This window comes from Bradyrhizobium centrosematis (assembly GCF_045571495.1).
GTDB lineage: Bacteria > Pseudomonadota > Alphaproteobacteria > Rhizobiales > Xanthobacteraceae > Bradyrhizobium > Bradyrhizobium centrosematis.
This window is the reverse complement of sequence record NZ_CP120703.1, coordinates 6,671,845-6,694,544: the sequence shown is the minus strand read 5'-3', so window position 1 is coordinate 6,694,544 and position 22,700 is coordinate 6,671,845. Positions and strand designations below refer to the sequence as shown.

Annotated in this window: 24 protein-coding genes; 13 read left to right on the top strand and 11 right to left on the bottom strand. The window is 64.1% G+C overall.

Annotation, left to right across the window (positions count from 1 at the left end):
- Nucleotides 1-10: 10 nt before the first annotated feature.
- From P6U31_RS31590 to P6U31_RS31575, 4 genes are all read left to right on the top strand, one after another.
- Nucleotides 11-1,345 carry a sodium:proton antiporter gene (locus P6U31_RS31590; RefSeq protein ID WP_407190008.1) on the top strand — a complete coding sequence of 445 codons (1,335 nt, stop codon included), beginning with the start codon at nucleotides 11-13 and terminating at the stop codon, nucleotides 1,343-1,345.
- Between the two features lie 48 nt (nucleotides 1,346-1,393).
- Nucleotides 1,394-2,491 carry a calcium:proton antiporter gene (locus P6U31_RS31585; protein ID WP_407185552.1) on the top strand — a complete coding sequence of 366 codons (1,098 nt, stop codon included), beginning with the start codon at nucleotides 1,394-1,396 and terminating at the stop codon, nucleotides 2,489-2,491.
- A gap of 112 nt (nucleotides 2,492-2,603) precedes the next feature.
- Nucleotides 2,604-2,888 carry a cupin domain-containing protein gene (locus P6U31_RS31580; RefSeq protein ID WP_091956448.1) on the top strand — a complete coding sequence of 95 codons (285 nt, stop codon included), beginning with the start codon at nucleotides 2,604-2,606 and terminating at the stop codon, nucleotides 2,886-2,888.
- 92 nt (nucleotides 2,889-2,980) lie between these two features.
- Entirely contained in the window at nucleotides 2,981-3,910 is a 930-nt protein-coding gene (locus P6U31_RS31575) for a hypothetical protein (protein WP_407185551.1), read from the top strand.
- Nucleotides 3,911-3,937: 27 nt separating this feature from the next.
- Here the strand turns inward: P6U31_RS31575 and P6U31_RS31570 are convergent, their stop codons facing one another.
- Together P6U31_RS31570 and rpsU are read right to left on the bottom strand one after the other, a co-directional pair.
- Nucleotides 3,938-4,588 carry a tetratricopeptide repeat protein gene (locus tag P6U31_RS31570; RefSeq protein WP_407185550.1) on the bottom strand — a complete coding sequence of 217 codons (651 nt, stop codon included), beginning with the start codon at nucleotides 4,586-4,588 and terminating at the stop codon, nucleotides 3,938-3,940.
- A 252-nt stretch (nucleotides 4,589-4,840) separates the two neighbouring features.
- Nucleotides 4,841-5,137, bottom strand: a complete 297-nt coding sequence (gene rpsU, locus P6U31_RS31565; RefSeq protein ID WP_008546194.1) for a 30S ribosomal protein S21 — start codon at nucleotides 5,135-5,137, stop codon at nucleotides 4,841-4,843.
- A gap of 259 nt (nucleotides 5,138-5,396) precedes the next feature.
- On the opposite strand from rpsU, the gene aqpZ reads away from it, so the two are divergent.
- Nucleotides 5,397-6,119: an aquaporin Z gene (gene aqpZ, locus P6U31_RS31560; protein WP_407185549.1), complete on the top strand. Its 723-nt coding sequence runs from the start codon at nucleotides 5,397-5,399 to the stop codon at nucleotides 6,117-6,119.
- Between the two features lie 37 nt (nucleotides 6,120-6,156).
- Here the strand turns inward: aqpZ and P6U31_RS31555 are convergent, their stop codons facing one another.
- Both P6U31_RS31555 and purE read right to left on the bottom strand, forming a co-directional pair.
- Nucleotides 6,157-7,263, bottom strand: a complete 1,107-nt coding sequence (locus P6U31_RS31555) for a 5-(carboxyamino)imidazole ribonucleotide synthase (protein ID WP_407185548.1) — start codon at nucleotides 7,261-7,263, stop codon at nucleotides 6,157-6,159.
- A complete protein-coding gene (gene purE, locus P6U31_RS31550) occupies nucleotides 7,260-7,748 on the bottom strand; it encodes a 5-(carboxyamino)imidazole ribonucleotide mutase (protein ID WP_407185547.1) in 489 nt (162 codons plus the stop codon). The genes P6U31_RS31555 and purE overlap by 4 nt, the downstream gene beginning before the upstream one ends.
- 141 nt (nucleotides 7,749-7,889) lie before the next feature.
- Between purE and P6U31_RS31545 the strand changes: the two genes are divergently transcribed.
- Nucleotides 7,890-8,618, top strand: a complete 729-nt coding sequence (locus tag P6U31_RS31545) for a GGDEF domain-containing protein (RefSeq protein ID WP_407185546.1) — start codon at nucleotides 7,890-7,892, stop codon at nucleotides 8,616-8,618.
- A 6-nt stretch (nucleotides 8,619-8,624) separates the two neighbouring features.
- Here the strand turns inward: P6U31_RS31545 and P6U31_RS31540 are convergent, their stop codons facing one another.
- The 3 genes from P6U31_RS31540 to P6U31_RS31530 form a co-directional block, all read right to left on the bottom strand.
- Nucleotides 8,625-8,876 carry a hypothetical protein gene (locus P6U31_RS31540; RefSeq protein ID WP_128927815.1) on the bottom strand — a complete coding sequence of 84 codons (252 nt, stop codon included), beginning with the start codon at nucleotides 8,874-8,876 and terminating at the stop codon, nucleotides 8,625-8,627.
- A gap of 21 nt (nucleotides 8,877-8,897) precedes the next feature.
- Nucleotides 8,898-9,116 carry a hypothetical protein gene (locus tag P6U31_RS31535; protein ID WP_407185545.1) on the bottom strand — a complete coding sequence of 73 codons (219 nt, stop codon included), beginning with the start codon at nucleotides 9,114-9,116 and terminating at the stop codon, nucleotides 8,898-8,900.
- A 117-nt stretch (nucleotides 9,117-9,233) separates the two neighbouring features.
- Nucleotides 9,234-9,440 (bottom strand): YdcH family protein, encoded by a 207-nt coding sequence (locus P6U31_RS31530; protein ID WP_008546179.1) that lies wholly within the window; start codon nucleotides 9,438-9,440, stop codon nucleotides 9,234-9,236.
- Nucleotides 9,441-9,770: 330 nt separating this feature from the next.
- Here P6U31_RS31530 and P6U31_RS31525 point away from each other — a divergent pair, with 330 nt between their 5' ends.
- Nucleotides 9,771-9,950, top strand: coding sequence for a YdcH family protein (locus P6U31_RS31525; RefSeq protein WP_061880823.1), 180 nt, complete (start codon nucleotides 9,771-9,773; stop codon nucleotides 9,948-9,950).
- Nucleotides 9,951-10,121: 171 nt separating this feature from the next.
- Here P6U31_RS31525 and P6U31_RS31520 read toward each other — a convergent pair whose 3' ends face one another.
- Nucleotides 10,122-11,225 carry an NAD(P)/FAD-dependent oxidoreductase gene (locus tag P6U31_RS31520; protein WP_407185544.1) on the bottom strand — a complete coding sequence of 368 codons (1,104 nt, stop codon included), beginning with the start codon at nucleotides 11,223-11,225 and terminating at the stop codon, nucleotides 10,122-10,124.
- A 202-nt stretch (nucleotides 11,226-11,427) separates the two neighbouring features.
- Here P6U31_RS31520 and P6U31_RS31515 point away from each other — a divergent pair, with 202 nt between their 5' ends.
- The 6 genes from P6U31_RS31515 to P6U31_RS31490 all read left to right on the top strand — a co-directional run bounded on the left by P6U31_RS31515 (nucleotide 11,428) and on the right by P6U31_RS31490 (nucleotide 19,210).
- The gene (locus tag P6U31_RS31515; protein WP_407185543.1) at nucleotides 11,428-14,115 is read left to right on the top strand and encodes an EAL domain-containing protein; all 2,688 of its coding nucleotides are present in this window, start codon (nucleotides 11,428-11,430) and stop codon (nucleotides 14,113-14,115) included.
- Nucleotides 14,116-14,257: 142 nt separating this feature from the next.
- Complete coding sequence (locus P6U31_RS31510; RefSeq protein ID WP_407185542.1) at nucleotides 14,258-15,721, top strand: glycerol-3-phosphate dehydrogenase; 1,464 nt, start codon at nucleotides 14,258-14,260, stop codon at nucleotides 15,719-15,721.
- 73 nt (nucleotides 15,722-15,794) lie between these two features.
- Nucleotides 15,795-16,967 (top strand): ABC transporter ATP-binding protein, encoded by a 1,173-nt coding sequence (locus P6U31_RS31505; protein ID WP_407190007.1) that lies wholly within the window; start codon nucleotides 15,795-15,797, stop codon nucleotides 16,965-16,967.
- A complete protein-coding gene (locus P6U31_RS31500; RefSeq protein WP_407185541.1) occupies nucleotides 16,964-17,878 on the top strand; it encodes an ABC transporter permease in 915 nt (304 codons plus the stop codon). Before P6U31_RS31505 ends, P6U31_RS31500 begins: the two co-directional genes overlap by 4 nt.
- Before the next feature lie 3 nt (nucleotides 17,879-17,881).
- The gene (locus P6U31_RS31495) at nucleotides 17,882-18,694 is read left to right on the top strand and encodes an ABC transporter permease (RefSeq protein WP_407185540.1); all 813 of its coding nucleotides are present in this window, start codon (nucleotides 17,882-17,884) and stop codon (nucleotides 18,692-18,694) included.
- Nucleotides 18,695-18,712: 18 nt separating this feature from the next.
- The gene (locus tag P6U31_RS31490; RefSeq protein ID WP_407185539.1) at nucleotides 18,713-19,210 is read left to right on the top strand and encodes a DUF6622 family protein; all 498 of its coding nucleotides are present in this window, start codon (nucleotides 18,713-18,715) and stop codon (nucleotides 19,208-19,210) included.
- Nucleotides 19,211-19,309: 99 nt separating this feature from the next.
- On the opposite strand, the gene P6U31_RS31485 is transcribed toward P6U31_RS31490, so the two are convergent.
- The 3 genes from P6U31_RS31485 to P6U31_RS31475 form a co-directional block, all read right to left on the bottom strand.
- Entirely contained in the window at nucleotides 19,310-20,161 is an 852-nt protein-coding gene (locus P6U31_RS31485) for a carbohydrate ABC transporter permease (RefSeq protein WP_128927805.1), read from the bottom strand.
- Nucleotides 20,158-21,030: a carbohydrate ABC transporter permease gene (locus tag P6U31_RS31480; protein WP_407185538.1), complete on the bottom strand. Its 873-nt coding sequence runs from the start codon at nucleotides 21,028-21,030 to the stop codon at nucleotides 20,158-20,160. The genes P6U31_RS31485 and P6U31_RS31480 overlap by 4 nt, the downstream gene beginning before the upstream one ends.
- Nucleotides 21,031-21,124: 94 nt before the next feature.
- The gene (locus tag P6U31_RS31475) at nucleotides 21,125-22,510 is read right to left on the bottom strand and encodes an ABC transporter substrate-binding protein (protein WP_128927803.1); all 1,386 of its coding nucleotides are present in this window, start codon (nucleotides 22,508-22,510) and stop codon (nucleotides 21,125-21,127) included.
- Between the last annotated feature and the right edge of the window lie 190 nt (nucleotides 22,511-22,700).

The window sequence follows — 22,700 nt, the reverse complement described above, 5'->3', positions numbered from 1 at the left end:
TGGCGCGGCGATGCGCTGGCCCTATGCGCTGCCCTTTGCCGGTCTGCTGCTGTCGATCGCGCTCGGACCGTTGTTGTTTCCGAAAATCTGGCATCATCACTATGGCAAGATTGCCGCGGTCTGGTCGCTGCTGGCGCTCGTCTCGATCGTGATCTTCGCCGGCACCATGGCGACGCTGGTCGCGCTCGTGCACGCCCTGCTCGCAGAATATCTCGGTTTCATCGTGCTGCTGTTCTCGCTTTATGTCGTCGCCGGCGGCATTCTCATCACCGGCGATATCAAGGCCACGCCGGCGATCAATGTCGGCATCCTCGCGCTCGGAACGCTGGGTGCGAGCATTGTCGGCACCACGGGTGCGGCGATGATCCTGATCCGTCCGCTGATCCGCGCCAACCGGCCGAGGCGCCACAACGCCCATGTCGTCATCTTCTTCATCATTCTGGTTGCCAATGTCGGCGGCGCATTGACCCCGCTCGGCGATCCCCCGCTGTTCGTCGGCTTCCTGCACGGGGTCGACTTCTTCTGGACCACGCGGACCATCTGGTTGCAGACCGCGATCGTGGCCGGGCTGCTGCTCGCGATCTTCGCGGTCATCGACGTCTGGCGTTTCCGCAGCGAGCCGCCGCCGGGCGACGCCGTTCCCGGGCAGCCGGTTCGCATCCGCGGCCTCGTCAACCTGGTGCTGATCGCGGCCATCGTCGCCAGCCTCCTGATGTCGGCGATGTGGAAGCCCGGCGTTGCCTTCGACCTTCTCGGGACGAAGCTCGAGCTGGAGGATCTCGCGCGCAATCTGGTGCTGCTGGCCATCGCGGCGCTGTCGGTGTGGCTGACGCCGGACGAGCACAGGCAGGCCAACGGCTTCACCTGGGAGCCGATCCGCGAGGTGGCAAAACTGTTCGCGGGCATCTTCGTCGCCATCATCCCGGTCATTGCCATGCTCAATGCCGGCCACGACGGCGCCTTCGCTTGGCTGTTGTCGGCCGTGACGGGGCCGGACGGCGCGCCGCGCGAGGTCGCCTATTTCTGGTTCACGGGACTGATGTCGGCATTCCTCGACAATGCGCCGACCTATCTGTTGTTCTTCGAGCTCGCCGGCGGCGACCCGCAAGTGCTGATGCATCAGCTCTCGGGCACGCTCGCATCGATCTCGATGGGCGCGGTCTATATGGGGGCGCTCACCTATATCGGCAACGCGCCGAACTTCATGGTGAGCAGCATCGCCAGCGAGAACGGCATCGAGATGCCGAGCTTCTTCGGCTATCTCCTGCGGGCCGGTGCCGTGCTGATCCCGCTGTTCCTGCTGCTGACGTTGCTGCCCGTCGCGCCGATCCTGCGCTGGCATTGAATCTCGCGTCTGATTTGATACTGCTCATCCAGCAAATGGAGCCGGTGGATGAGCACGCATGACCAGATGCCCCGGTCGGCCTGGATCTTTCCGGCGCTGGCCGTGCTGTTGTTCGCAGCCGTCGGCGCGACGGACTATGTGTTCACGCTCTCGCTGAGCGGGCTCGTCTTCGCGGCCGTCCTGCTCGTCATCCTGTTCGGCACGGTGTTCGCTGCGGTCCATCATGCCGAAGTGATCGCCGAACGGGTCGGCGAACCCTATGGCACGCTGGTGCTGACGCTCTCGGTGACCATCATCGAGGTGGCGCTGATCACCACGATCATGCTCGGTGACAAGCCCGCGCCGGAACTGGCGCGCGACACGGTGTTCGCCGTGGTCATGATCGTCTGCAATGGCCTTGTCGGACTTTGCATCTTCATCGGCGGCCTACGCTATCGCGAGCAGGGTTTTCAGCTCTCCGGCGCCAACGTCTATCTCAGCGTCCTGTTTGCGCTCGCGACCATCACGCTGATCATGCCGAACTATACGACCAGCACACCGGGGCCGGTCTATTCGGCCGCTCAGCTCGGTTTCGTCGACGTGGTCACACTCGCATTGTACGGGGTGTTCCTCTACACCCAGACCGTCCTGCACAAGGATTACTTCGTCCACGAACGGGCGGACGGGGGGAGCGGCGGGGCGCATCTGTCCGGCAGGATGTTCGCGCTCAGCGTCGTGCTGCTGCTGATTGCGCTCCTGGCGGTGGTGCTGCTTGCGAAGAAGTTCTCGCTGGTGGTCGATGCCGTTGCGGCCAAGATCGGGGCGCCGCCGGCCTTTGCCGGCCTTTTGGTCGCGCTCCTGATCCTGATGCCGGAAGGTGTCGCGGCCGTTGCTGCGGCCCGCAAGAACGACCTCCAGAAGAGCATCAACCTCGCGCTCGGCTCGTCATTGGCCACGATCGGGCTGACGATCCCGGCCGTCGGCATTGCCACCTACGCGCTCGACAAGGAGCTCGAGCTTGGCCTCAGCGCCCAGGGCAGCGTGCTCTTGCTCCTGACCTTCTTCCTGAGCATGCTGACCTTCGGCACGGGCAGAACAAACGTCCTGTTCGGGCTGGTCCATATGGTGGTATTTGCCGTCTACGTGTTCATGGTTTTCGTGCCCTAAAGCGCAATCGCGTTAGGTCACGGCTTGGGCGTGATCGCTCCAGAAGGCCGCCCGAGCGCTCTGCGCCAAGGCGGCCCTGCAGGGTCGGATCATGCCGTAGGGGGAGTTTCCGATGCTTGCTGCCAAGTCCGAGGTTCAGGTCGACAACGAGGAGGTCCGGGTGACGGAGTGGCGCCTTCCGCCCGGCGGAGCCACCGGACATCACACCCATGGCATGGACTACGTCATTGTTCCCGTCGTGGCGGGGGAAATGACCATCGTGGCCCCCGGCGGTGAACGGTCCAAGGCCCAGCTGGCGGCCGGCAAATCCTATTTCCGCAAGGCCGGCGTCCAGCATGACGTACTTAACGAAACCTCAACCGAGATCGTGTTCCTTGAGATCGAGCTAAAGCCCTAAATCCGACCTTACCACTTGCCATCGATCCGTCGCAGTTGATCCCTTACAATGCCCCAAAGTTCCCGCATCAGATCGCGCGGGGAGTGGCCGGAATGCTGAAATACCTCGCTAAAATTTCGATGGATATTTTCCCCTCGGTGCTCGCGACGATCATCGGGGCTTACATCGTTAACCACTACATCAACGCCAAGCCGGCGGTTGATGCCCCTGCGGCCGTCGTGGCGCCTGCCGAGGCCGGCAAGAACGCCAAGCCCGCCGATGTCGCCAATCTCCCGGGCCCCGGCGTCAAGGCCAAGGGCATTTCCGAGAAGAGTGTAACGGACAAGCCGGCCGCCGAGAAGACCGCCGATCAGCCGGCTCCCGAGCACAAGGCGGCGGATGTGACCCCGACCGAGGCTGGCCCCCGCGGCAAGCCGACGGCGCGCGAGAAGACGGTCGCCAAGTCCAGTCCGGCCTCCGGTGCACCCGCTCCCGCTTCTCCGGTGGCAGAGGCCAATTCTGCGCCGGCCGCGGCTCCCGATGCCAACGATCTCGTGCGTGCCGCGATCGAGCGTCTGCGCAAGACGCCTGAGGGCAAGTCCGCCGAGGCCCGCTCTTCCGAAACCAAGGCGGCCGAGGTTCGGCCGTCCGAGACCAGGTCAGCCGAGAGGCCGGCGGAGCCCGCGGTGCGCGAAGCTGTCCGCACGCCGGAAGCCCCGCGGGTTGTCAATGCGGAGCCGACCGCCGTCCGTCCGTTGCCGCCGCCGATCACGGTATCGACGCCCCCGACTGAGGCCTATGGCAATGACGGCTCCTCGTCGGCCAATCCGGCCTACACAGCCTCGCTCGGCAATGACGACCCGAATCGGATCACGCCGCCGGCTGACATTCCCGTGCCGGTGATTGCGCCGCCGCTTGATCTGCGCGCTGACGCCGGCGCCTCCATGCCGCGGCCGAGGAAGACCAATGTCGCCGACGAGATGCTGTCGGGCATGAAGTCGATGTTCCACTCCGTTCTGCCGAAGAGCGCCACCCCCGACTAAGACCGCGCGTGCGCTGCGCCCGAACCGTCAGCCGCCGACGCGGGCGAGGCCGCTGCGCGCGGTGTCGTCGCGCGGACGCAGCGAGACAGCCCTGGTGTAGGACGCCGCCGCCTTGGCCTTGTCGCCCAGCCGTTCGTAGGCCTGTCCGCGCGCGGTCCAGACCTGGGCGTTGTGCGGGTCGGCCTCGGAGGCCTCATCCAGATCGGCTGCGGCTTCCTTGACCTTGCCGAGCGCGAGATAGCTGGTGGCGCGGCCGAGCAGCGGCTCGACCTTCTGCGGGTTGAGCCCGCTCGCGGCGCTGAAATCGGCGATCGCGAAATCGTGCTGGTTATTGGCCTGGTAGATCAGGGCGCGACCGTAGAGCGCCTGCGCGTTGTAGGGGTCGAGCCCGACCGCCCGATTGAACTCATCGAGCGCTGCTGCGGTCTCGCCCGATTTCGCCAGCGATTGGGCCTTTGCGGTGTGAGCCTGGGCCTCGGCGACATTGCCCGCGCTGACCGCGCTCTCAGCGGGCGCGGCGGCCTTGGGGGCTTCCTGCGGCTTGTCCTTCTCCGGCGTCAATGATCCCAGATCGAAGGAGCAGCCGCCGAGCGCGATCCCCATCAAAGCCAGCGCGAACGGCCGCTGCCAGATCTGGCGTAGCCGTGCCAAGCCGCGCTGGGGGAAAGGGGAGGCCATCTGCGGTTCGCTCGCGCTAGAGCCTGATCCGGAACAGTGTGAAGCGGCTTTACCTCGCGACAAACGCCGAACGCATTTGCGCGGAGATCGTGCCCGAGCAAACTAAAGCGCGATGATCGTTCGTCCTAGTGTCATCGCAGCTGCAGCGCCGCATCGGGAGCGCCCCATCTCAGAAGGCACCGCTCACAAACAATAACGCGGGCCACTGGCCCGCGTCATCGGAAACTGAAGAACTTGCAAGATCCGGTAAGATCAGCGCGGTCCGCGCGGACCTGCACCCGGGCCGCCACGACCGCCGCGATCACCGCCGGGACCTGCGCCGAACACCGGCTTCGGCTTCATCGGCAGCAGGCCCTCACGCTGCAGCTTCTTGCGGGCCAGCTTGCGCGCGCGGCGCACGGCTTCGGCCTTTTCGCGGGCCTTCTTCTCGGAGGGCTTTTCGTAGTGACCGCGGAGCTTCATCTCGCGGAAAATCCCCTCGCGCTGCATCTTCTTCTTCAGCGCCTTGAGGGCTTGATCGACATTGTTATCGCGAACGAGAACCTGCACGCGGCATCCTCTTCAGTGGATCGGATTTGAATTCTGGTAAGACGAAGGGGATGGCGAAACGCGCAAGCCCTTAACCTTGAGCGCGCGGATGTATCAGACAAAACCCGGGATGTCCACCGGCCAAGCGGGGATTCGGGCCAAGTTCAGCCATTAAATAAGGCAAAATATCTCCGTGCGGCCCTGATTTGGGAGATTTGAGGCCAAGGGTGGGGCCGTTTCCGGAGCTTTGTTCCGGAATCTTTGAAAGTAGGGGACGACAATGGACATGAAAAAATATGCTGCCGAAGCCATCGGTACCTTTTGGCTCACATTCGCAGGTTGCGGGAGTGCGGTGATCGCGGCGGGCTTCCCCCAGGTCGGCATCGGCTTGGTGGGCGTCTCCCTGGCCTTTGGACTGAGCGTGGTCACCATGGCCTATGCGATCGGCCATATCTCCGGCTGCCACCTCAATCCGGCCGTCACCGTCGGTCTCGCCGCCGGCGGGCGATTCCCGGCGGGCCAGATCCTGCCCTATGTGATCGCCCAGGTGCTTGGCGCGATCGTGGCCGCATGGCTGCTCTATGTGATCGCGAGCGGGGCCCCCGGATTCGACGTCGGCAAGGGCTTCGCATCCAACGGCTATGATGCGCATTCGCCCGGCCAGTACAGCATGATCGTATGCTTCCTCACCGAGGTGGTGATGACCATGATGTTCCTGTTCATCATCATGGGCGCCACCCATGGCCGCGCGCCCGCAGGATTCGCACCGCTCGCGATCGGGCTTGCGCTGGTGATGATCCATCTCGTCAGCATCCCCGTCACCAACACCTCGGTGAACCCGGCGCGCAGCACGGGCCCCGCGCTGTTCGTCGGCGGCTGGGCGACGGCGCAGCTCTGGCTGTTCTGGGTCGCACCGCTGATCGGCGGCGCGCTGGGCGGGGTGATCTATCGCTGGCTGAGCGAGGAGCCCGCAGGCGTCGTCGCGGGCGTGAAGACGGCGTAATCGCCAAGCGGGGATCGCAGCGGTCGCTGCGGCCCCGTCACTTGCCTTTCGATGGCCTGACCTCGGTGACGTGACCCATCTTGCGGCCGGGGCGCGGTGCCCCCTTGCCGTAGATGTGCACGGTCGCGCCCGGCACACCCAGCCATTTCTCGTAGTCGTTGATCTCGTCGCCGATCAGATTGGTCATGGTGACGACCTCGCCGTGGCGCACCGGCTTGCCGAGCGGCCAGCCGGCAATGGCGCGGATGTGCTGCTCGAACTGCGAGACCGAGGCGCCGTCCAGCGTCCAATGTCCGGAATTGTGCACGCGTGGTGCGATCTCGTTGACCAGCACCTTCGGTCCGGCGCCATTGGCGAGCACGAACATCTCGACGGCGAGCACACCGACATAGTCGAGCGCGCTCGCGATCTTGCCGGCGATGCTGCGCGCTTCTTCGGCGAGGGCGTCCGGGATCGGTGCGGGCGCGCGCGAGATCTTCAGGATGTGGTCGCGGTGCTCGTTCTCGGTGACATCGAAACACTCGACCTCGCCTGTGGCGGAGCGCGCGGCGATCACGGAGATCTCGCGCTCGTACGGCACAAAGGCTTCCAGGATCGCCGACTTGGTGGCGAGGCTGGTCCACGCCTTCGCGATGTCGTCGCCCTCGCGGATGATGGCCTGACCTTTGCCGTCGTAGCCGAAGCGGCGGGTCTTGAGCACGGCCGGAAGGCCGATCCTGGCAATCGCCTCGCGCAATGAAGAGACGGAGGTGACGTCGGCATAGGCCGCGGTGCCGATGCCGAGCCGGGTCACGAAATCCTTCTCGGCGAGACGGTCTTGGGTGGTCTCGAGAATCTTTCGGTTGGGCAGCACCGGTCGGCGCGCATCGAGCACCATCGCGGCCGCAGCGGGCACGTTCTCGAATTCGTAGGTGATGACGTCGACGTCGTTGGCGAACAGTTCGAGCGCTTCGACATCGGCATATTCGGCGCAGGTCGCGTTCAAGACGACGTCGAAGGCCGGCGAGTCCGGATCGGGCGAGAACACCTGGCAGCGCAGGCCGAGCCGCGCCGCAGCCATGGCCAGCATCCGGCCCAATTGTCCGCCGCCGAGGATTCCGATGGTGTCACCGGGCTTCAGCTTCACGTGCCTGGTGTCGGTCACGCCTTGTCCTCCGGGCGCTCGGCGACCGCCTCGGTCTGCTCCTTGCGCCAGGCGGCGAGACGATCGGACAAGGCCGGGTCGGACAATGCCAGCACGGACGCTGCCAGCAGCGCGGCGTTGGTGGCTCCGGCCTTGCCGATGGCGAGAGTGCCGACCGGGATGCCGGCAGGCATCTGGACGATCGAATAGAGCGAATCGAGGCCCTTGAGGCTCTTGGATTCGACGGGAACTCCGAACACCGGAAGCTCGGTCAGTGCAGCCGCCATGCCGGGCAGATGTGCAGCGCCTCCGGCGCCTGCGATGATGACCTTGTACCCCGCAGCCTTGGCGCCCTTGGCGAATGCAAACAGCCGGTCGGGCGTGCGGTGGGCCGAAACGATGCGGGTGTCGGCGGCCACGCCGAGCGCAGCAAGCGTATCGGCGGCATGCCGCATCGTGTCCCAGTCCGACTGGCTTCCCATGATGATGGCGATCGGCGCGGTCATGACGTTAATTGTGCCCGAAAAACAGAAGGATAGGCCAGATTAACGGTTCCGGCCGGCGGCTCGCAAGGCGGTGGCAAGGAGAAGGGAATCCACTATCCTGTCTTGGTGAATCCCCGCAAGCCTTCATTGAGCAGGATGCCCATGAAGAAACCAAAAAGGGCGAGCGCTGCGAAGGCCAAAAAGGGCCGAAAGACCAGCGCCCGCCGATCCAAAGCCGCCCCCGGGCAGCCGGCCAAGCCTCCGGCGAAGCGGCCTCCGCGGCGCGGTTCCCCGGGCGATGATGGAGCCAGGGAAACGGCCCAGGCGACGATCCGGGGCTTGCGGATCAAGCTCAAGAAGGCGCAGCGCCGGGTCGCGGAGCTGGAAGCGGCGGCCGATACCGATTTCCTGCTCGAGATTCCGAACCGGCGCGGCTTCAAGCGCGAGCTCGCGCGCGCCATCGCCTACATGAAGCGCTACCGTGCCAGTGGGGCGCTGATCGTGCTCGACGTCGACCGCTTGAAGCCGATCAACGATTCCTTCGGCCACGCCGCCGGTGACGAGGTGCTCAAGGCGATTGCCGCCACGCTGACGCGGCAGGTCCGCGCCTCCGACGTGGTCGGCCGGCTCGGCGGCGACGAGTTCGCGCTGCTGCTCTGGAATCTCAGCGAGACCGACGCCAAGGCCAAGGCGGCGGCCTTCGAGCAGGCGATCGATGAATTGTCCTTCATCTTTCGCGGCCAGCACGTGACCGCGGGCGCCTCCGCCGGTGTCGCGCTATTGGGAGCGCATTCCGATGCGGGCCGCGCCCTGGAGGAAGCCGATGCTGCGATGTATGTGCGCAAGGCACACCGGCGGCACGAGCCGCGGATCAGGCTGGTTGGCAGCTGACCGACGCTACAGCGTGGCGAGATCTTCCGGCACGTTGCCGAACTTGCGCAGCAGCGTGGCGTCGCCGAACTCCCCGGTCATGGGATCGCCGCGGCGGCTGAAGGCCACTGCGCCGATGTTGCCGGCTCCGCGCGACAAGATCTCGGCGCGCCGTAACGCCGCTGTGGAACTCTGGCACTCCTCGGCGGCGCCGGCGACTGGCGAGCCGTCGGCATCGATCAGAAAGGGCATTGCAACGTAGTAGGTCACATCCGACATGGCGTTGCTCCGGTTTTGAAGTCAGGCGGCGCTGCTCTTGCTTCGCATTCCGCTGCGTGGGGAGTCCGGGATGCAGCCGGCGGAAATCGCCGCCTGCAATTCCTCCAGTTCGGCTTCCAGATATTCGTTGGCCATGATCAGCGCCTTGATAGTGCTCCGCAGATTGCCGTCGCACATCGCGATGGCCTGGTCGCAGGCCTGTTCATAATGGCTGTTGTCGAAAAGGGCCGGTGCCGACATCTGGGGTGTCCTTCGATTGTCCTTGGTCGTTTCCTGGGGTGTTCAAATGTTCCTCTTTTGTTCTTTTTGAGTCAAGCGGATTCATGCGGCGAGCCAGCGGACAAACCGGCTCACGGATCAGGCGATGATGTCCGGGGTGATCTGGTCTTCGATGAACGCGATGCGGTCACGCAACAACAGCTTGCGTTTCTTCAACCGCTGCAACCGCAACAGGTCGGGGGCGGGCGATTGATGCAGTGCATCGATCGCCGCGTCGAGATCTCGGTGTTCCTGCTGCAACCGGGTGAGCTCGGCTTCGAGCTCACGCTCATCTTCATTGGTCATGTCTGCGGTGGCCGAAAACCGATAGGCGTGAGACTTAAGGCTGTGGATGCCCTGTGGAAATTATCGTCCTTGCGTGGCGTGATCGCAAGCGATCTGCGATCCCTCTTCGCTGATCTCCAGCAACATATTTCTGCGGGGCACCGAGGTGCCGCGCAAGTGTATTGATATCACGGATTTTTCCCGCGCGGTTCCTTTACTCACGCTTCGTTACATATGAATTTTCAAAAATGAAGCTGCGACGACGGATACCCATCGACAGAACGAATCGGTGATGTAGACTTCCTTGTCCGGATCGAATCCTAAGGTTCAACCCTACCGAGGAGGTTTCGAATGACAATTCAGGCACATCTCGTTGAATTGGAGCGGAAACACAAACTTCTCGAAAACGAATTGCACGAAGCTCTCGTGCACCTTTCAACAGACGACCTGCAAATTGTTGAGTTGAAGCGCCGGAAGTTGATGGTCAAGGACCAGATCGAGCGTCTGAAGCACGGCGACACGCTCCACTAGTGACCCCCATAACAGCGTAGAGTTGATCGTACCCTTATCACGCAGGGGTGAGAGTCTTTGCACTCATCCCTGCTGCAGGGTGCGCGCCGTGCAGAGATGTCTGCGCGGCGCGTCGTTCTTGCTTGTATGCGCCTCTTAGCGCGACCCAGCTCCATCGCGCTCGAAGACGCTCTAGACGTCTGCGAGCTCGGCGACGTGGTCTGCAATCGCGAGTGACGACGTCAGTCCCGGCGATTCGATGCCGAACAGATTGACCAAGCCTGCGACGCCGTGATCGCGCGGGCCCTGCATCAAGAAGTCCTGCGTCGCCACCGCGGGTGGTACGATCTTCGGCCGGATCCCCGAATAGCTCGGCATCAACGCGCCGTCGGGCAGCGTCGGCCAATATTTGCGGATCGCCGGGTAGAAGCGCTCAGCGCGGGACGGATCGACCTCGTAATTGATCGTCTCGATCCATTCGACGTCGGGCCCGAAGCGCGCCTGACCAGCCATGTCCAGCGTCAGATGCACCCCCAAACCGCCGGGCTCCGGCACTGGATAGATCAGCCGCGAGAACGGTGCCTTGGCATTGCAGCTGAAGTAATTTCCCTTGGCCAGATAGGCCGGCGGAATTCGCTCCAGCGGCATGCCGTCGATGTTGCGCGCCACCGTCGTCGCCGAGAGTCCGGCGGCGTTGACGAGCAGGCTGCATTGCAGCGTCATCGGTGCCTCGCCGCCCGCCTCGATCTCGATGATGCCACCACTCGCCTTGGCACGGATCAGCGGGGTGTGAAACGCGAAGGCCGTGCCGGCCTCCTCGGCTTCACCGCGCAGCGACAGCATGTAGGCGTGACTGTCGATGATGCCCGTTGACGGCGACAGCAGGGCGGCATCGCAGGCCAGCGCCGGCTCCAGCGCGCGTGCCGCCTCGCCCGTGAGCAGCTGCATGTCGAGCACGCCATTGGCCTCGGCATGGGCCTTGATGGACTGCAGCTTCGCGGTCTCCTGCGGGCTGGTCGCGACGATCAGCTTGCCGCAATTCTTGTGCGGGATGCCGCGCTCGGCACAATAGCGGTAGAGCGCGTGCTTGCCGTCGACGCACATGCGCGCCATCCAGCTCCCGGCGCGATAGTAGATGCCGGCATGGATCACCTCACTGTTGCGCGAGGAGGTGACGGTGCCGATCGCCTCGGCCTCCTCGAGCACGATGACCTCGCGCCCGGCCTGCGCAAGCTTTCGGGCCACCGCGAGCCCGACCACGCCGGCTCCGATGACGACGCAATCGACCCTATCCATTGTCGTGCAGGATCTCCGCTGGATGCGCCGGTGGCGCCAGGCCTGGAACGAATGGCTCGGGGCCGTTTTCCGTTAAGGAAGAATTTATCATGTCAGGGCAATTGCCGTATTTTACGTCACATTTTTCTGTTGCGCGTACAGGCGTTTACCCGATCCAAACCCGTGAAGCCAGACAATCCGACGTTGAGATCGCGGGTGGCTGATGGCTGAGAAGAACTGGCACGAGGGCAGCACGCTTCCGATTGCTGTGCAGGCCGTTGTGTGCCTGGCCGGCACGGTTGCGCCCGCGCGAGCCTTTGCGCTGCCGGACGGCTTCGCCCCGCCGAGCTATCTCGGCCAGCTCGACCCCGTCGTGGTCTGGGAGGCCCTGATCGCGGGCATCGTCGTCTGCGCCTTCCTCGCCGCGGTTGCGCTGTGGATCCATTCCTCGCTGCGCCGGACCAGGCGCCTGCAGCTGCGGCGCAATGCCTTCATCTCCTCCGCCATGAACAATCTCAACCAGGGCGTGGTGATGACGGATGTGCAGCGCCGCATCATCTTCTGCAACGATCGCTATCTCGAGATCTACGGCCTGACGCGCTCGGACCTCTGGACCAACATGAGCGGAGATGAGCTCCTCGAGCTGCGCCGCAAGCGCGGGGTGCTCGGCGTCGCTTCAGACGATGAGTTCTACGAGAAGGCGGCTAGCAGCAATGGCCTGATTACCGAGCTGCCGGACGGGCGGGCCATCCTGGTGAAATATTTCGTGCTGCCGAACGGCGGCTCGGTCGCGACGCATCTCGACCTCAGCGAGCAGCGCCGACTGTCGCGACAGCTCGCCTCGACCAAGCAGTTCCTTGAAACGGTGCTGGACAACGTCCCGGCCTGCGTGGCCGCGAAGAACATCGAGAATGGCCGCTATATCTTCGCCAACAGCGCCTATGAGCGGTTCTGGGGCTTCTCGCGTGACCAGGTCGTCGGCAAGAATGCGCGCGAGCTGTTCGCGCCCGTCTCCGCGGCCAGCATCGAGGCGACCGACCAGGCGGCGCTCAATTCGCCGGACGGCCAGTTCCGCAACGAATTCGAGGTCGACCGCGGCGGCGAGCGCCGCATGGTCGCCTCGATCCGCATCGTAGTCCGGGACGAGAGCAACAAGCCCGAATTTCTGATGCTCGTGTTTGAGGACATCACCGACCGCCGCTCGCTGTCGAAGGAGCTGGAGAGTGCCAAGAAGTTCCTCGAGCTGGTGGTCGACAACATCCCAGTGGCGCTGATCGTCGAGCAGGTCAAAGACGGCCGCTATCTGCTCGCAAATCGCAGCGCAGAGACGATCCTCAACCGTCGGCGCGAGGAAGCCACGGGCCTGACCGCCGCCGACATCTTCAACCCCAAGGAAGCCAAGCTGATCATCGCGCGCGACGAGGCCGCGATCAAGAAACGCGGGATGATCACCGAGGAGCATCCGATCTCCACCAAGGACGGCTTGCGGCTGTTCCTGACCCGCCGCGCCACCGTGCTCGGCGAAGCCGGCGAGCCGCAATATCTGATCAAGACCCACGAGGACGTCACCGACCGCCGGCAGACCGAATCGCGCATGGCGCACATGGCCTATCATGATGGCCTCACCGATTTGCCGAACCGCGCCGCCTTCCTTCAGGCATTGACCCAGATGATCGAGGCCTGCGAAGGCACCGGCGAGGAGTTCGCCGTCCTCTGCGTCGACCTCGACGGCCTCAAGGAGGTCAACGACGTCTTCGGCCACGCGCTCGGCGACAAGCTCCTGATCGAAGTGGCCCAGCGTCTGCAGGATTCCGCCCGCGGCGGCGTCGTGGCGCGCCTGTCCGGCGACGAATTCGGTCTCATCATCGACGGCAAGCAGCCGGACGCGGGCCTTGCGCTGGCGCAGCAGCTCGGCGAGGCCGTAGCGAAGGAGTTCCAGATCGACGGCCGGTCGGTGCGCGCCGGCGCCACCACGGGCATGGCAATCTTCCCGCACAACGGCGCCGACGGTGCCTCGCTGCTCGCCAATGCCGGTGCGGCGCTGTTCCGCGCCAAGCAGAAGTCTCGCGGCACGATCAGCCTGTACCAGCCGGAGATGGATCAGCAGATCCGTGATCGCCGCGTGCTGCACCAGGACCTGTCGATGGCGATCAAGAATGGCGAGCTCTCGCTGGCCTTCCAGCCGCAGGGAGCCGCGGGTCACAGCGTCGCCGAGACCGAGATCATCGGTTTCGAGGCGCTGGCACGCTGGCAGCATCCGGTGCGCGGCCAGGTCTCGCCGGCCGAATTCATCCCGATCGCCGAGGAGAGCGGCCTGATCGTGGAGATGGGCGAGTGGATCCTGCGCGAAGCCTGCCGCGAGGCGGCGTCCTGGCCGAAGCCGCTCCAGGTCGCGGTCAATCTGTCGCCGGCGCAGTTCATGCATGGCGACGTGGTTGGTCTCGTCCATTCGATCCTGATCGAGACCGGCCTTCCACCCGGCCGGCTCGAGCTGGAAATCACCGAGGGCGTGCTGATCGAAGATTTCGATCGGGGTCTTGCGCTGCTGCGCCGTCTCAAGGCGCTCGGCGTGCGCATCTCCATGGACGATTTCGGCAGCGGTTACTCCTCGCTCAGCTACCTCCAGGCGTTCCCATTCGACAAGATCAAGATCGACCGCGCCTTCATCATCAATCTCGGCCGCAACCCGCAATCGGCTGCGATCGTCCGCGCGGTGATCGATCTCGGCCATGGCCTGGACATGTCGATCATCGCCGAGGGCGTCGAGACGGTCGAGCAGCTCGCCTTCCTCGCCAAGGAAGGCTGCGACGGCGTGCAGGGCTATCTGCTCGGCAAGCCGCTGCCGATCGGAAAATATGCCGGTCTCGTCGGCCGCGCCGAAATGATGGAGCTTGCGCTCAAGACCGGCTAGCGAGAGCGCGTTCAAGCGAAGCGAATTCCCGTTTCGCGTCAAGAAAACCCGTCAGAAGCCAAATCCAAAGCTCCGTTCCGATTTCATCGGAGCGGAAATCGCTTTAGTGATGATGGGGCGCTTCGCTCCTTCTCGACGGCTCATGGCGGATTACGACCTTGCGATCATCGGCGGCGGCTTGAACGGTGTCAGCCTCGCGCGCGATGCGGCCGGCCGCGGTCTGCGGGTCATCCTGTTTGAGCAGGGCGATCTCGCCGCTGCGGCGTCCTCGGCAACACCGCGGCTGATCCACGGCGATCTGTCGGTGCTGGAGCGGCGAGGGTTCCGGCGGGTGCGCAGGGCTCTGGCCGAGCGCCGGATCTGGCTTCGGATCGCGCCGCATCTGGTCCGGCCGATGCGCTTCGTGATCCCCGCGCACGCCGAAGAGCGTCCGCCCTGGGTGCTGCGGGCCGCTCTGTATGTCTATGATCGCCTGACGAACCGGGGCGGCTTGCCGCCCTCAGTGACCCTCGACATCACGCATCATCCGGTCGGCGACGCACTGAAGCGCCCGTTCGGCACGGCCTTCGAATATTGGGACTGCGTGGTCGACGATTCCCGCCTGGTGGTTCTAACGGCGCTGGATGCGTCCGAGCGCGGCGCGGCGATCCGCACCGGGGCGCGTTGCGTCCGCGCCGATCGAACCGACATCTGGCGGCTCGCGGTGGTCGATCGCGGCCATCGCCGCACCATCACGGCCCGAGCGCTCGCCAACGCGACCGGAGGCTGGACATCGATGGTCGCCGACACCGTGCTGCGGCAACCGCAGCCTGCGATGGCGGCCACGCAGATGAGCCAGATCATCGTGCCCAGGCTGTTCGATTCCGAGAACGTCTACGTCTTCCAGAGCCATGATGGACGGCTAATTTTCGCCCGGCCGTTCGAGCGCGAGTTCACGTTAATCGGCACGGTCACGCATGCTTTCACCGGAGATCCCGCGATCGTGGCGATGCGAGGGGCCGACGTCAGCTATCTCTGCGACGCCGCCAGCCGCTATTTCCGCGAGCGCATTGCGCCGACCGACGTGGTCCGGACGGTCTCCGGCGTCAACCTGACGCTGGCGTCCGCACGAGGGCGCGACGGAACGACGCTGTTCCATGCCCGCCGGCGCAAGGCGCCGTTGATCACGATGTTCGGCGGCGACGTTACCACCTCGCGTCTTCGCGCCGAGCGGGCGGTGACCAAGCTGACGCCGTTCTATCCGATGTCGCCGCCCTGGACCGCCGCCGCCGCGCTGCCCGGCGGGGATTTCGCGTGGGACCGCTTCGATACCGAGGTTGACCTTGCGCGCGACCGCTGGCGCTTTCTGTCGGAGCCGGAGGCTCTGCGCCTGGTTGCGGCCTACGGCTCGCGGCTATCGGCGGTGCTGGGCGAAGCCAAGACCCGCGGCGAGCTCGGTCTCGCCTTCGGCCCTGAGCTGACCGCCGCCGAGGTGCGCTATCTCATGACCCACGAATGGGCACGCTTTCCGGATGACATCCTGTGGCGCCGCTCCAAGCTCGGTCTGACCCTGCCCGCGGCAGCGCACGATGCGCTGGCGGCGTTCATGGCTACGGGGTTGCAATGACGCTACCTCCGAACGGGTTGAGCTAGGGACGATCGGCCGCTAGCGTGCGGCGGAATCGGGGTTGGCAGGGATCATGGCGGAAGAGTTGCCCGGAACGGATATCGCGGCTGACGTAGCCGCCAAAGATGCGCTTCCCGCAGCCGGGCAACCGTTGCTGCGCATCGAGGGCGTCGCGAAGAGCTTCGGGACGTTTCGGGCCGTCGACGCCGTCTCGCTCGACATCAAAACCGGGGAGTTCTTCGCGCTGCTGGGCCCGAGCGGCTGCGGCAAGACCACGCTTCTGCGGATGCTCGCGGGATTCGAGGCGCCGGACGAGGGGCGCATATTGCTCGGCGGCAAGGACATTGCGCAGGCGCTGCCGCATGAGCGTCCCATCAACATGATGTTCCAGAACTACGCGCTGTTCCCGCATTTGTCGGTGCGCGATAACATCGCCTTCGGCCTGAAGCGAGCCGGCATGGCGCGCGCCGACATCGCCACGCGCGTGGCGGAGATGGTCGCGCTGGTGAAGCTCGAAGGGTTGGAGAAGCGCAAGCCGGACCAGTTGTCCGGCGGCCAGCGTCAGCGCGTGGCGCTCGCCCGCGCATTGGCGCGCCAGCCGCAGCTGCTGCTGCTCGACGAGCCGCTCGCGGCACTCGACAAGAAGCTGCGCGAGAGCACGCAAGTCGAATTGATGGAGCTGCAGCGCCGCCTCGGCATGACTTTCATCATCGTCACCCACGATCAGGAGGAGGCGATGACGATGGCGAGCCGGATCGGCGTGATGAAATCAGGCAAGCTTGCCCAGGTCGCACCCCCCCGCGAGCTCTACGAGGCGCCGCGCTCGCGCTGGATCGCGGAATTCGTCGGCGACGTCAATCTGTTCGACGGCGAGACCAAATTGCGCGACGGTCATCGTCTGGTCATTGGCACGCGTGATGCGGGTACGCTGGTGGTGGCCGAGCCGCGCGAGCCGCTCGGCGCGGGACGATTCTCGATCGCAATTCGTCCCGAGAAGATCAAGCTATCGCGCCGCGGGCCGGTGAGCGAGGCCGGTCGTGGAACCGTCATCAACGCTCTGGACGGCGTGATCGCCGACATCTGCTATCTCGGCGGCACCACCACTTATAAGGTGAGGCTCGACACCGGCGGGATAGTGCAGGCCTCCGTCGCCAACAGCGCCCGGCTCGACGTCGATGCCTACAGCCTGAACCAGCATGTCGTCGCCTGGTTCACGCCTGACGATTGCGTGGTGCTGCAATCATGAGCGCCCGCCGCATCTTCGCAAGGCCAGCGCGCTTTGCCGCGATCGCGCCTTATGTCTGGATGGTGCTGTTCTTCCTGGTGCCGTTCGCCTTCGTGCTGAAGATCAGCCTGTCGCAGACCGCGATCGCGCAGCCGCCTTATGAACCCGTGTTCGATCTGACGGCGGGGTGGGGAGCACTCGAGACGGCTTTTGCCGCGCTGTCGCTCGACAATTTCAGGCTGCTCGCCTCCGACGAGATCTACGTGTTTGCCTATGTGCGCAGCCTCACCGTCGCCGTGACGGCGACTGCCCTGCTGCTTTTGATCGGCTACCCCACCGCCTACGGCATGGCGCGGCTGCCGAGGAGTTGGCAGGCGGTGGCGATGGTGCTGGTGATCGTGCCGTTCTGGACCTCGTTCCTGATCCGCATCTATGCCTGGATCAACATCCTCCAGCACGACGGCCTGCTCAACCAGATCCTGCTGGCGCTGCACCTGGTCAGCCAGCCTGTGGTCTGGCTCTCCACCGACAGCGCGATGTATGTCGGCATCGTCTATTCCTACCTGCCGTTCATGATCCTGCCGCTTTACGCCACGCTCGCCAAGATGGAGCCTGCGCTGGAGGAGGCGGCCTCTGATCTCGGCGCGCCGCCCTGGCAGGTGTTCTGGCTTGTCACCTTCCCGCTGTCGCTGCCCGGGGTCGGCGCCGGCGTGCTCTTGTGTTTCATCCCTGTTGTCGGCGAGTTCGTCATTCCGGACCTTCTGGCCGGCTCCAATTCGCTGATGATCGGCCAGACCCTCTGGCTCGAGTTCTTCACCAACAAGGACTGGCCGGTCGCCTCCGCCGCGGCCATCGTGCTGCTGGTGGTGCTGCTGGTGCCGCTCTTGCTGTACGAGCGGCTGCAGAAACGGCAATTGGAACAGGGGCGTTGAGACATGCGGATGGCCCTTCGTCTCACCCGCTTCAACATCGCCTCGCTCGCGCTGGGGCTGGCCTTCCTTTACCTGCCGATCCTCGTCCTCATTATTTATTCGTTCAACGCCTCGCGCCTGGTGACGGTATGGGGCGGCTGGTCGCTGCGCTGGTATCACGAGTTCTTCAATGACCGTGCCATGATCGAGGCGGCCTGGATGAGCCTGCGGGTCGCGGTCTCCTCCGCCACCATCGCGACACTGCTCGGCACGCTTGCGGCGATTGCGCTCTCGCGCGGCGAGCGTTTTCGCGGCCGCACGCTGTTCTCCGGCATGCTCTATGCGCCGCTGGTGATGCCTGAGGTGATCACCGGATTGTCGCTGCTGCTGTTGTTCGTGGCGCTGAACGCCGAGCGCGGGTTCTGGACAGTGACGATCGCCCACACCACGCTGACGATGTGCTTCGTTGCCGTGGTGGTGCAGTCCCGGCTCGGCTCGCTCGATCGTTCGCTCGAGGAGGCCGCGATGGACCTCGGCTGCGACCCGGTCCGTGCCTTTCTTTCGGTGACGTTGCCGCTGATCGCCCCTGCGATCGTCGCGGGCTGGATGCTAGCCTTCACGCTGTCGCTGGACGATCTCGTGATCGCGAGCTTCACCACCGGCCCTGGCTCGGCCACCTTGCCGATCCGCATCTATTCCGAGGTACGTCTGGGGGTAAAGCCGGAGATCAACGCAATCTGCACGCTGGTGATTGCGCTGATCGCGGTCGTCATCGTCGTGGCTTCGCTCGCCTCGAAGCTATCGAGCTCGCAGGGCGAGAGCGCAGCGCCGCTGTAAACAGGGAAACTGACCGGGATGTTCGCCTATCAGGTGCTGATCCACACGCCGCCCTGGGTTTGGGTACTGCTGGCCTATCTGGTCTGGCAGGGCATCCAGTCGATGCAGCCTCGCAAGATGCCGATCTGGCGTGCGCTGATCCTGCCGGTCGTGTTCATCGTCTGGGGGATGTCGCGGATCGGCTTCGGGCCTCAGGGCAGTGCCTGGCCGCTGATCGCCTGGATTGCAGCCGCGCTGGCACTTCTGCCGCTGGGTGTGCTGACGCCACGCCCTTTCGATGTGGATCACGAGACGGGCGAGATCATCCGCCCCGGCAGCGCGCTTGGCTTGATCCGCAACCTCGTCGTGTTCTCGCTGCAATATGGGGTCGGCGTGATCTCGGCAATCGATGCGGCCGACCGCGCGTTGGCGATCATTGTCGGCCGTGCCATCTCGGGCGCGACCGCCGGCTATTTCATCGGCTCGACGATCGCGCTTCTTGTCGCCTATCGCCGGAAGCGCGCGGAGATTGCTTAGAGCGTTTTCGAGCGAAGAGGACACCGGTTCGCGTGAAGAAAACGCGTCAAAACAAGAATCTGGAGCTTCGGTTCTGAGTCAATCAGAACCGAAAATGCTCTAGGACTTCACCGCGCCCGCCGTGAGCCCGCCCACCATGTAGCGGCGGAAGGCGTAATAGACTGCGGCCGGCGGCAGCGCATAGATGAAGCCGGTGGTCATCAGCAGCTCCCACGGCGAATCGTCGGCAGCGAGGAAGTTGCCGAGCGCGACGGGGAGGGTGATCTCGCGGTCATTGGAGAGCAGCAGGAACGCGTAGAGGTATTCGTTCCAGGCCAGCAGCACCGCGTAGGTGCCGATCGCGACCAGCGAGGGCATCATCAGCGGCAGGTAGACCAGGCGGAAGATCTGCAGCGTCGTCGCGCCGTCCATCACGGCGGCTTCGTCCAGCTCGACCGGCAGCTTGTCGGAAGCCTGCTTGAGCACCCAGATCGCGTACGGGCTCGCGATCGTCACCATCGCCAGGATCAGCGACCAGTGATTGTTGAGCAGGCCGTAATTGCCCATGGTCCGGTACATCGGCACGGCGAGGAACGCTGCTGGGATGAAGTAGGTGAACAGCGCGAGGTTCAACACCATGCGACCGCCCGGCACCTTCAGCCGCGAGATCGAGAAAGCCGCGGCGGTCGCGATGAACAGCGTCAGCACGCCGACGGACGCCGCGATCACCGTCGAATTCCAGAACTGGACGTAGAAGTCGCGCAGGAAATAATGCTGCTGCTTGAACACGATCTCGAAGTTGTGCAGCGTCGGATGATCCGGCCACAGCTTGCCCGAGAACGCGTCCTCCTTCGGGGAGATCGCGAACAGGAACATGTGATAGATCGGGATCATCGTCCACAGGAAGACGGGAATGCCGATCAGCAGGAGCCGCGCTTCGGTCGCGACTTCACGCAAGGAGGGGAGCTTCATCGCGACAACCGTTTCATCATGAAGTACACGAGCGGCAGGACGAACGGCATCGCGCAGACGATGGACGCCATTGCCAGCGAGAGCTGGTCGAGCCGGAGATAGCGGATGCCGAGCGTCGACAGCACGTGGGTGAGGTCGGCCGGGCCACCGCCGGTGAGCAGGTAGACGCTGTTGAAATCGCCGAGCGTCCAGATCATCGAGAGCAGCGTGCAGGTGACGTAGAGCGTCTGCATCGACGGCCAGGTGATGTAGCGGAATTTCTGCCACCAGCTCGCGCCATCGACCTCGGCGGCCTCGAACAAATCGTGCGAGATCGCAAGGCGGCCGGTGATCAGGATCAGCGTCCAGAACGGCAGCGACTTCCAGATGTGCACGCCGATCGCCATGCTGAGCGCGACGGTCGGGTCGTTCAGCCAGTTCGGGCCGTCGTCGCCGGTGAAGGAGAAGATGAGGTGGTTGATCACGCCCCATTCGGGGTTGAGCATGAATCGCACCGACAGGATGGTCGGGATCGACGGCACGGCCCAGGGCAGGATGAAGATCACCGAGAGCCATTTGATCCAGGGGCGCTGCACGGCGAAGAAGCCTGACAGGAACAGCGCGATCAGCATCTTGATGTTGATGCCGATGACCAGGAAGATCAGCGTGTTGACCGCGGCACGTGCGAAGATCGGATCGTTGTAGAGCGCGACGTAATTCTCCGGAGCGCGCGCCAGCCAAAGCCCGTAGCAGACTGGATAGACGACGAAGGCAAGGAAAACGAGCAGATAGGGTGCGAGCAGCACGATGCCCCACACCTGCGCCGGGGTCAGCCGCGACGACAGGGGCGGGCTCGGAAGTGCCTGATCGCCTGAGAGCGTAATCGCCATTCTTTTTGGACTCTTCAAAGAGAAGCCGGCCGCGAAACGCGGCCGGTGTTGTTCTAACACCTCTCCCCGCGAGGCGGGGAGAGGGGCGGATGAATTAACCCGCGACCTGCTTGATGCGGGCGATCAGCTCGTCGACGGCCTTGTCGACCGGAACCTTCTCGCTGACGACGCGGTTCATCGCCTTGGCCCACACGTTCTCGTTGTTCAGGATCGTGAACTTCCAGTTCTTGGTGAAATCGAACGCCGCCGTGCCGCCCTTGAACTGCGTGTAGACGGCCTTGCGGTGCTTGTCAGCCTGCCAGAACGGGCTTTCCTGGCTCTCCTTCGTCACCGGGAACCAGCGGCCGAGCGCGCCTTCGATGTAGGGACGGACGTTCTCTTCCTGGAGCAGGAAGCTGATGAACTGCTTGGCCTCGGCCTTGTTCTTGGCCGCGGTGAAGATCAGTCCGGTCTTGACGTCGGAACGGTAGCGGATGGTCGAACCATCGGGCGCCTTCGGGAAGGACGCGGTGATGATGTCCTGCTCATAGGCCTTCTTGCCGGCGTCGCGCTGCTCCTGGGTAAGCGCCTGGTTCTGCGAGTCCTCGAACCATTTCGCCGCGATCGAGATCGTGAAATTGTGGGTCATCACGATGGTTTTGTTGTGGAAGGCGACGTTGTTGTCGGGATCCTTCCAGGTCGTCGAGGACGGCGGCGTGCAGCCCTTGATGTAGGTGTCGGTATAGTCCTTCATCGCCTTGATCAGGTTCTCGCGAACCTTGGGGTCGTCGACCAGCAGCTTGCCGTCGTCGTCGACCAGCTTGACGTGGTAGGCGTCCATGAAGGTGTAGAACGACTGGAAGGCGTCGGTGGATTCCACGCCCATCGGCTGGCCGACGGCGTAAATGCGCTGGCCGGTCGCCTTGCGGATCGCCGGCTGCACCTTGTCGCACCAGAACGTCCAGTAGCCCGACCAGTCGTTCGGGATATCGGCCTGCTTGAAGCCGGCCTTCTCCAGCATGTCGTTCCAGATCTGGACGTGCATGCTCTGCTGCTTCAGCGGGAAGCCATAATAGGCCTTCTTCTTGGTGACGTCATTGTAGAGGATCGACGCATCCAGCGTGTTCTGCACGAACCGATCCTTGATCGGCTCCATGACGTCGGAGAGATCCTCGAGCTTGCCTTCATAGGCCCACTTGCCCTGAGCCTGGACGTCATAGGAATCGGAATAGGCGACGTCGGGCACGGTGCCGGCATCGAGCGCGGCGACCGTCTTCGGGATCATGTCCTGGATCGCGTATTGCGACAATTCGACCTTGATGCCGGTCTTGGCCTCGAATTTCTTGATTGTCTCGATCAGTGCGTCGTCTTCGGAGCGATAAAAGCCCTTGCCCCACCAGACCGTGATCGTCTTCTGCTGCGCAAATGCGGGTGCAGCGGCTGCAAACAGCCCGGCCGCAGCGACCGCCAATGATACTGCGCCAATAACCTTGGATTTCACGTTTTTCTCCCTCAAACGGCCGGTGTTTTTAACCGGTCGTATAAAACACTAGCGCATGGCCGTCATCCGATCTAGCGGCTTCTTGTCAGACCTATGTCGCGGTTGAAGAGTGGCTGTGGGCATGCGAATTCGCGCATCGATCCAAAGGCCGCATCGATACATGCCAATCAATTCGCTTCGTGTCGTGTGG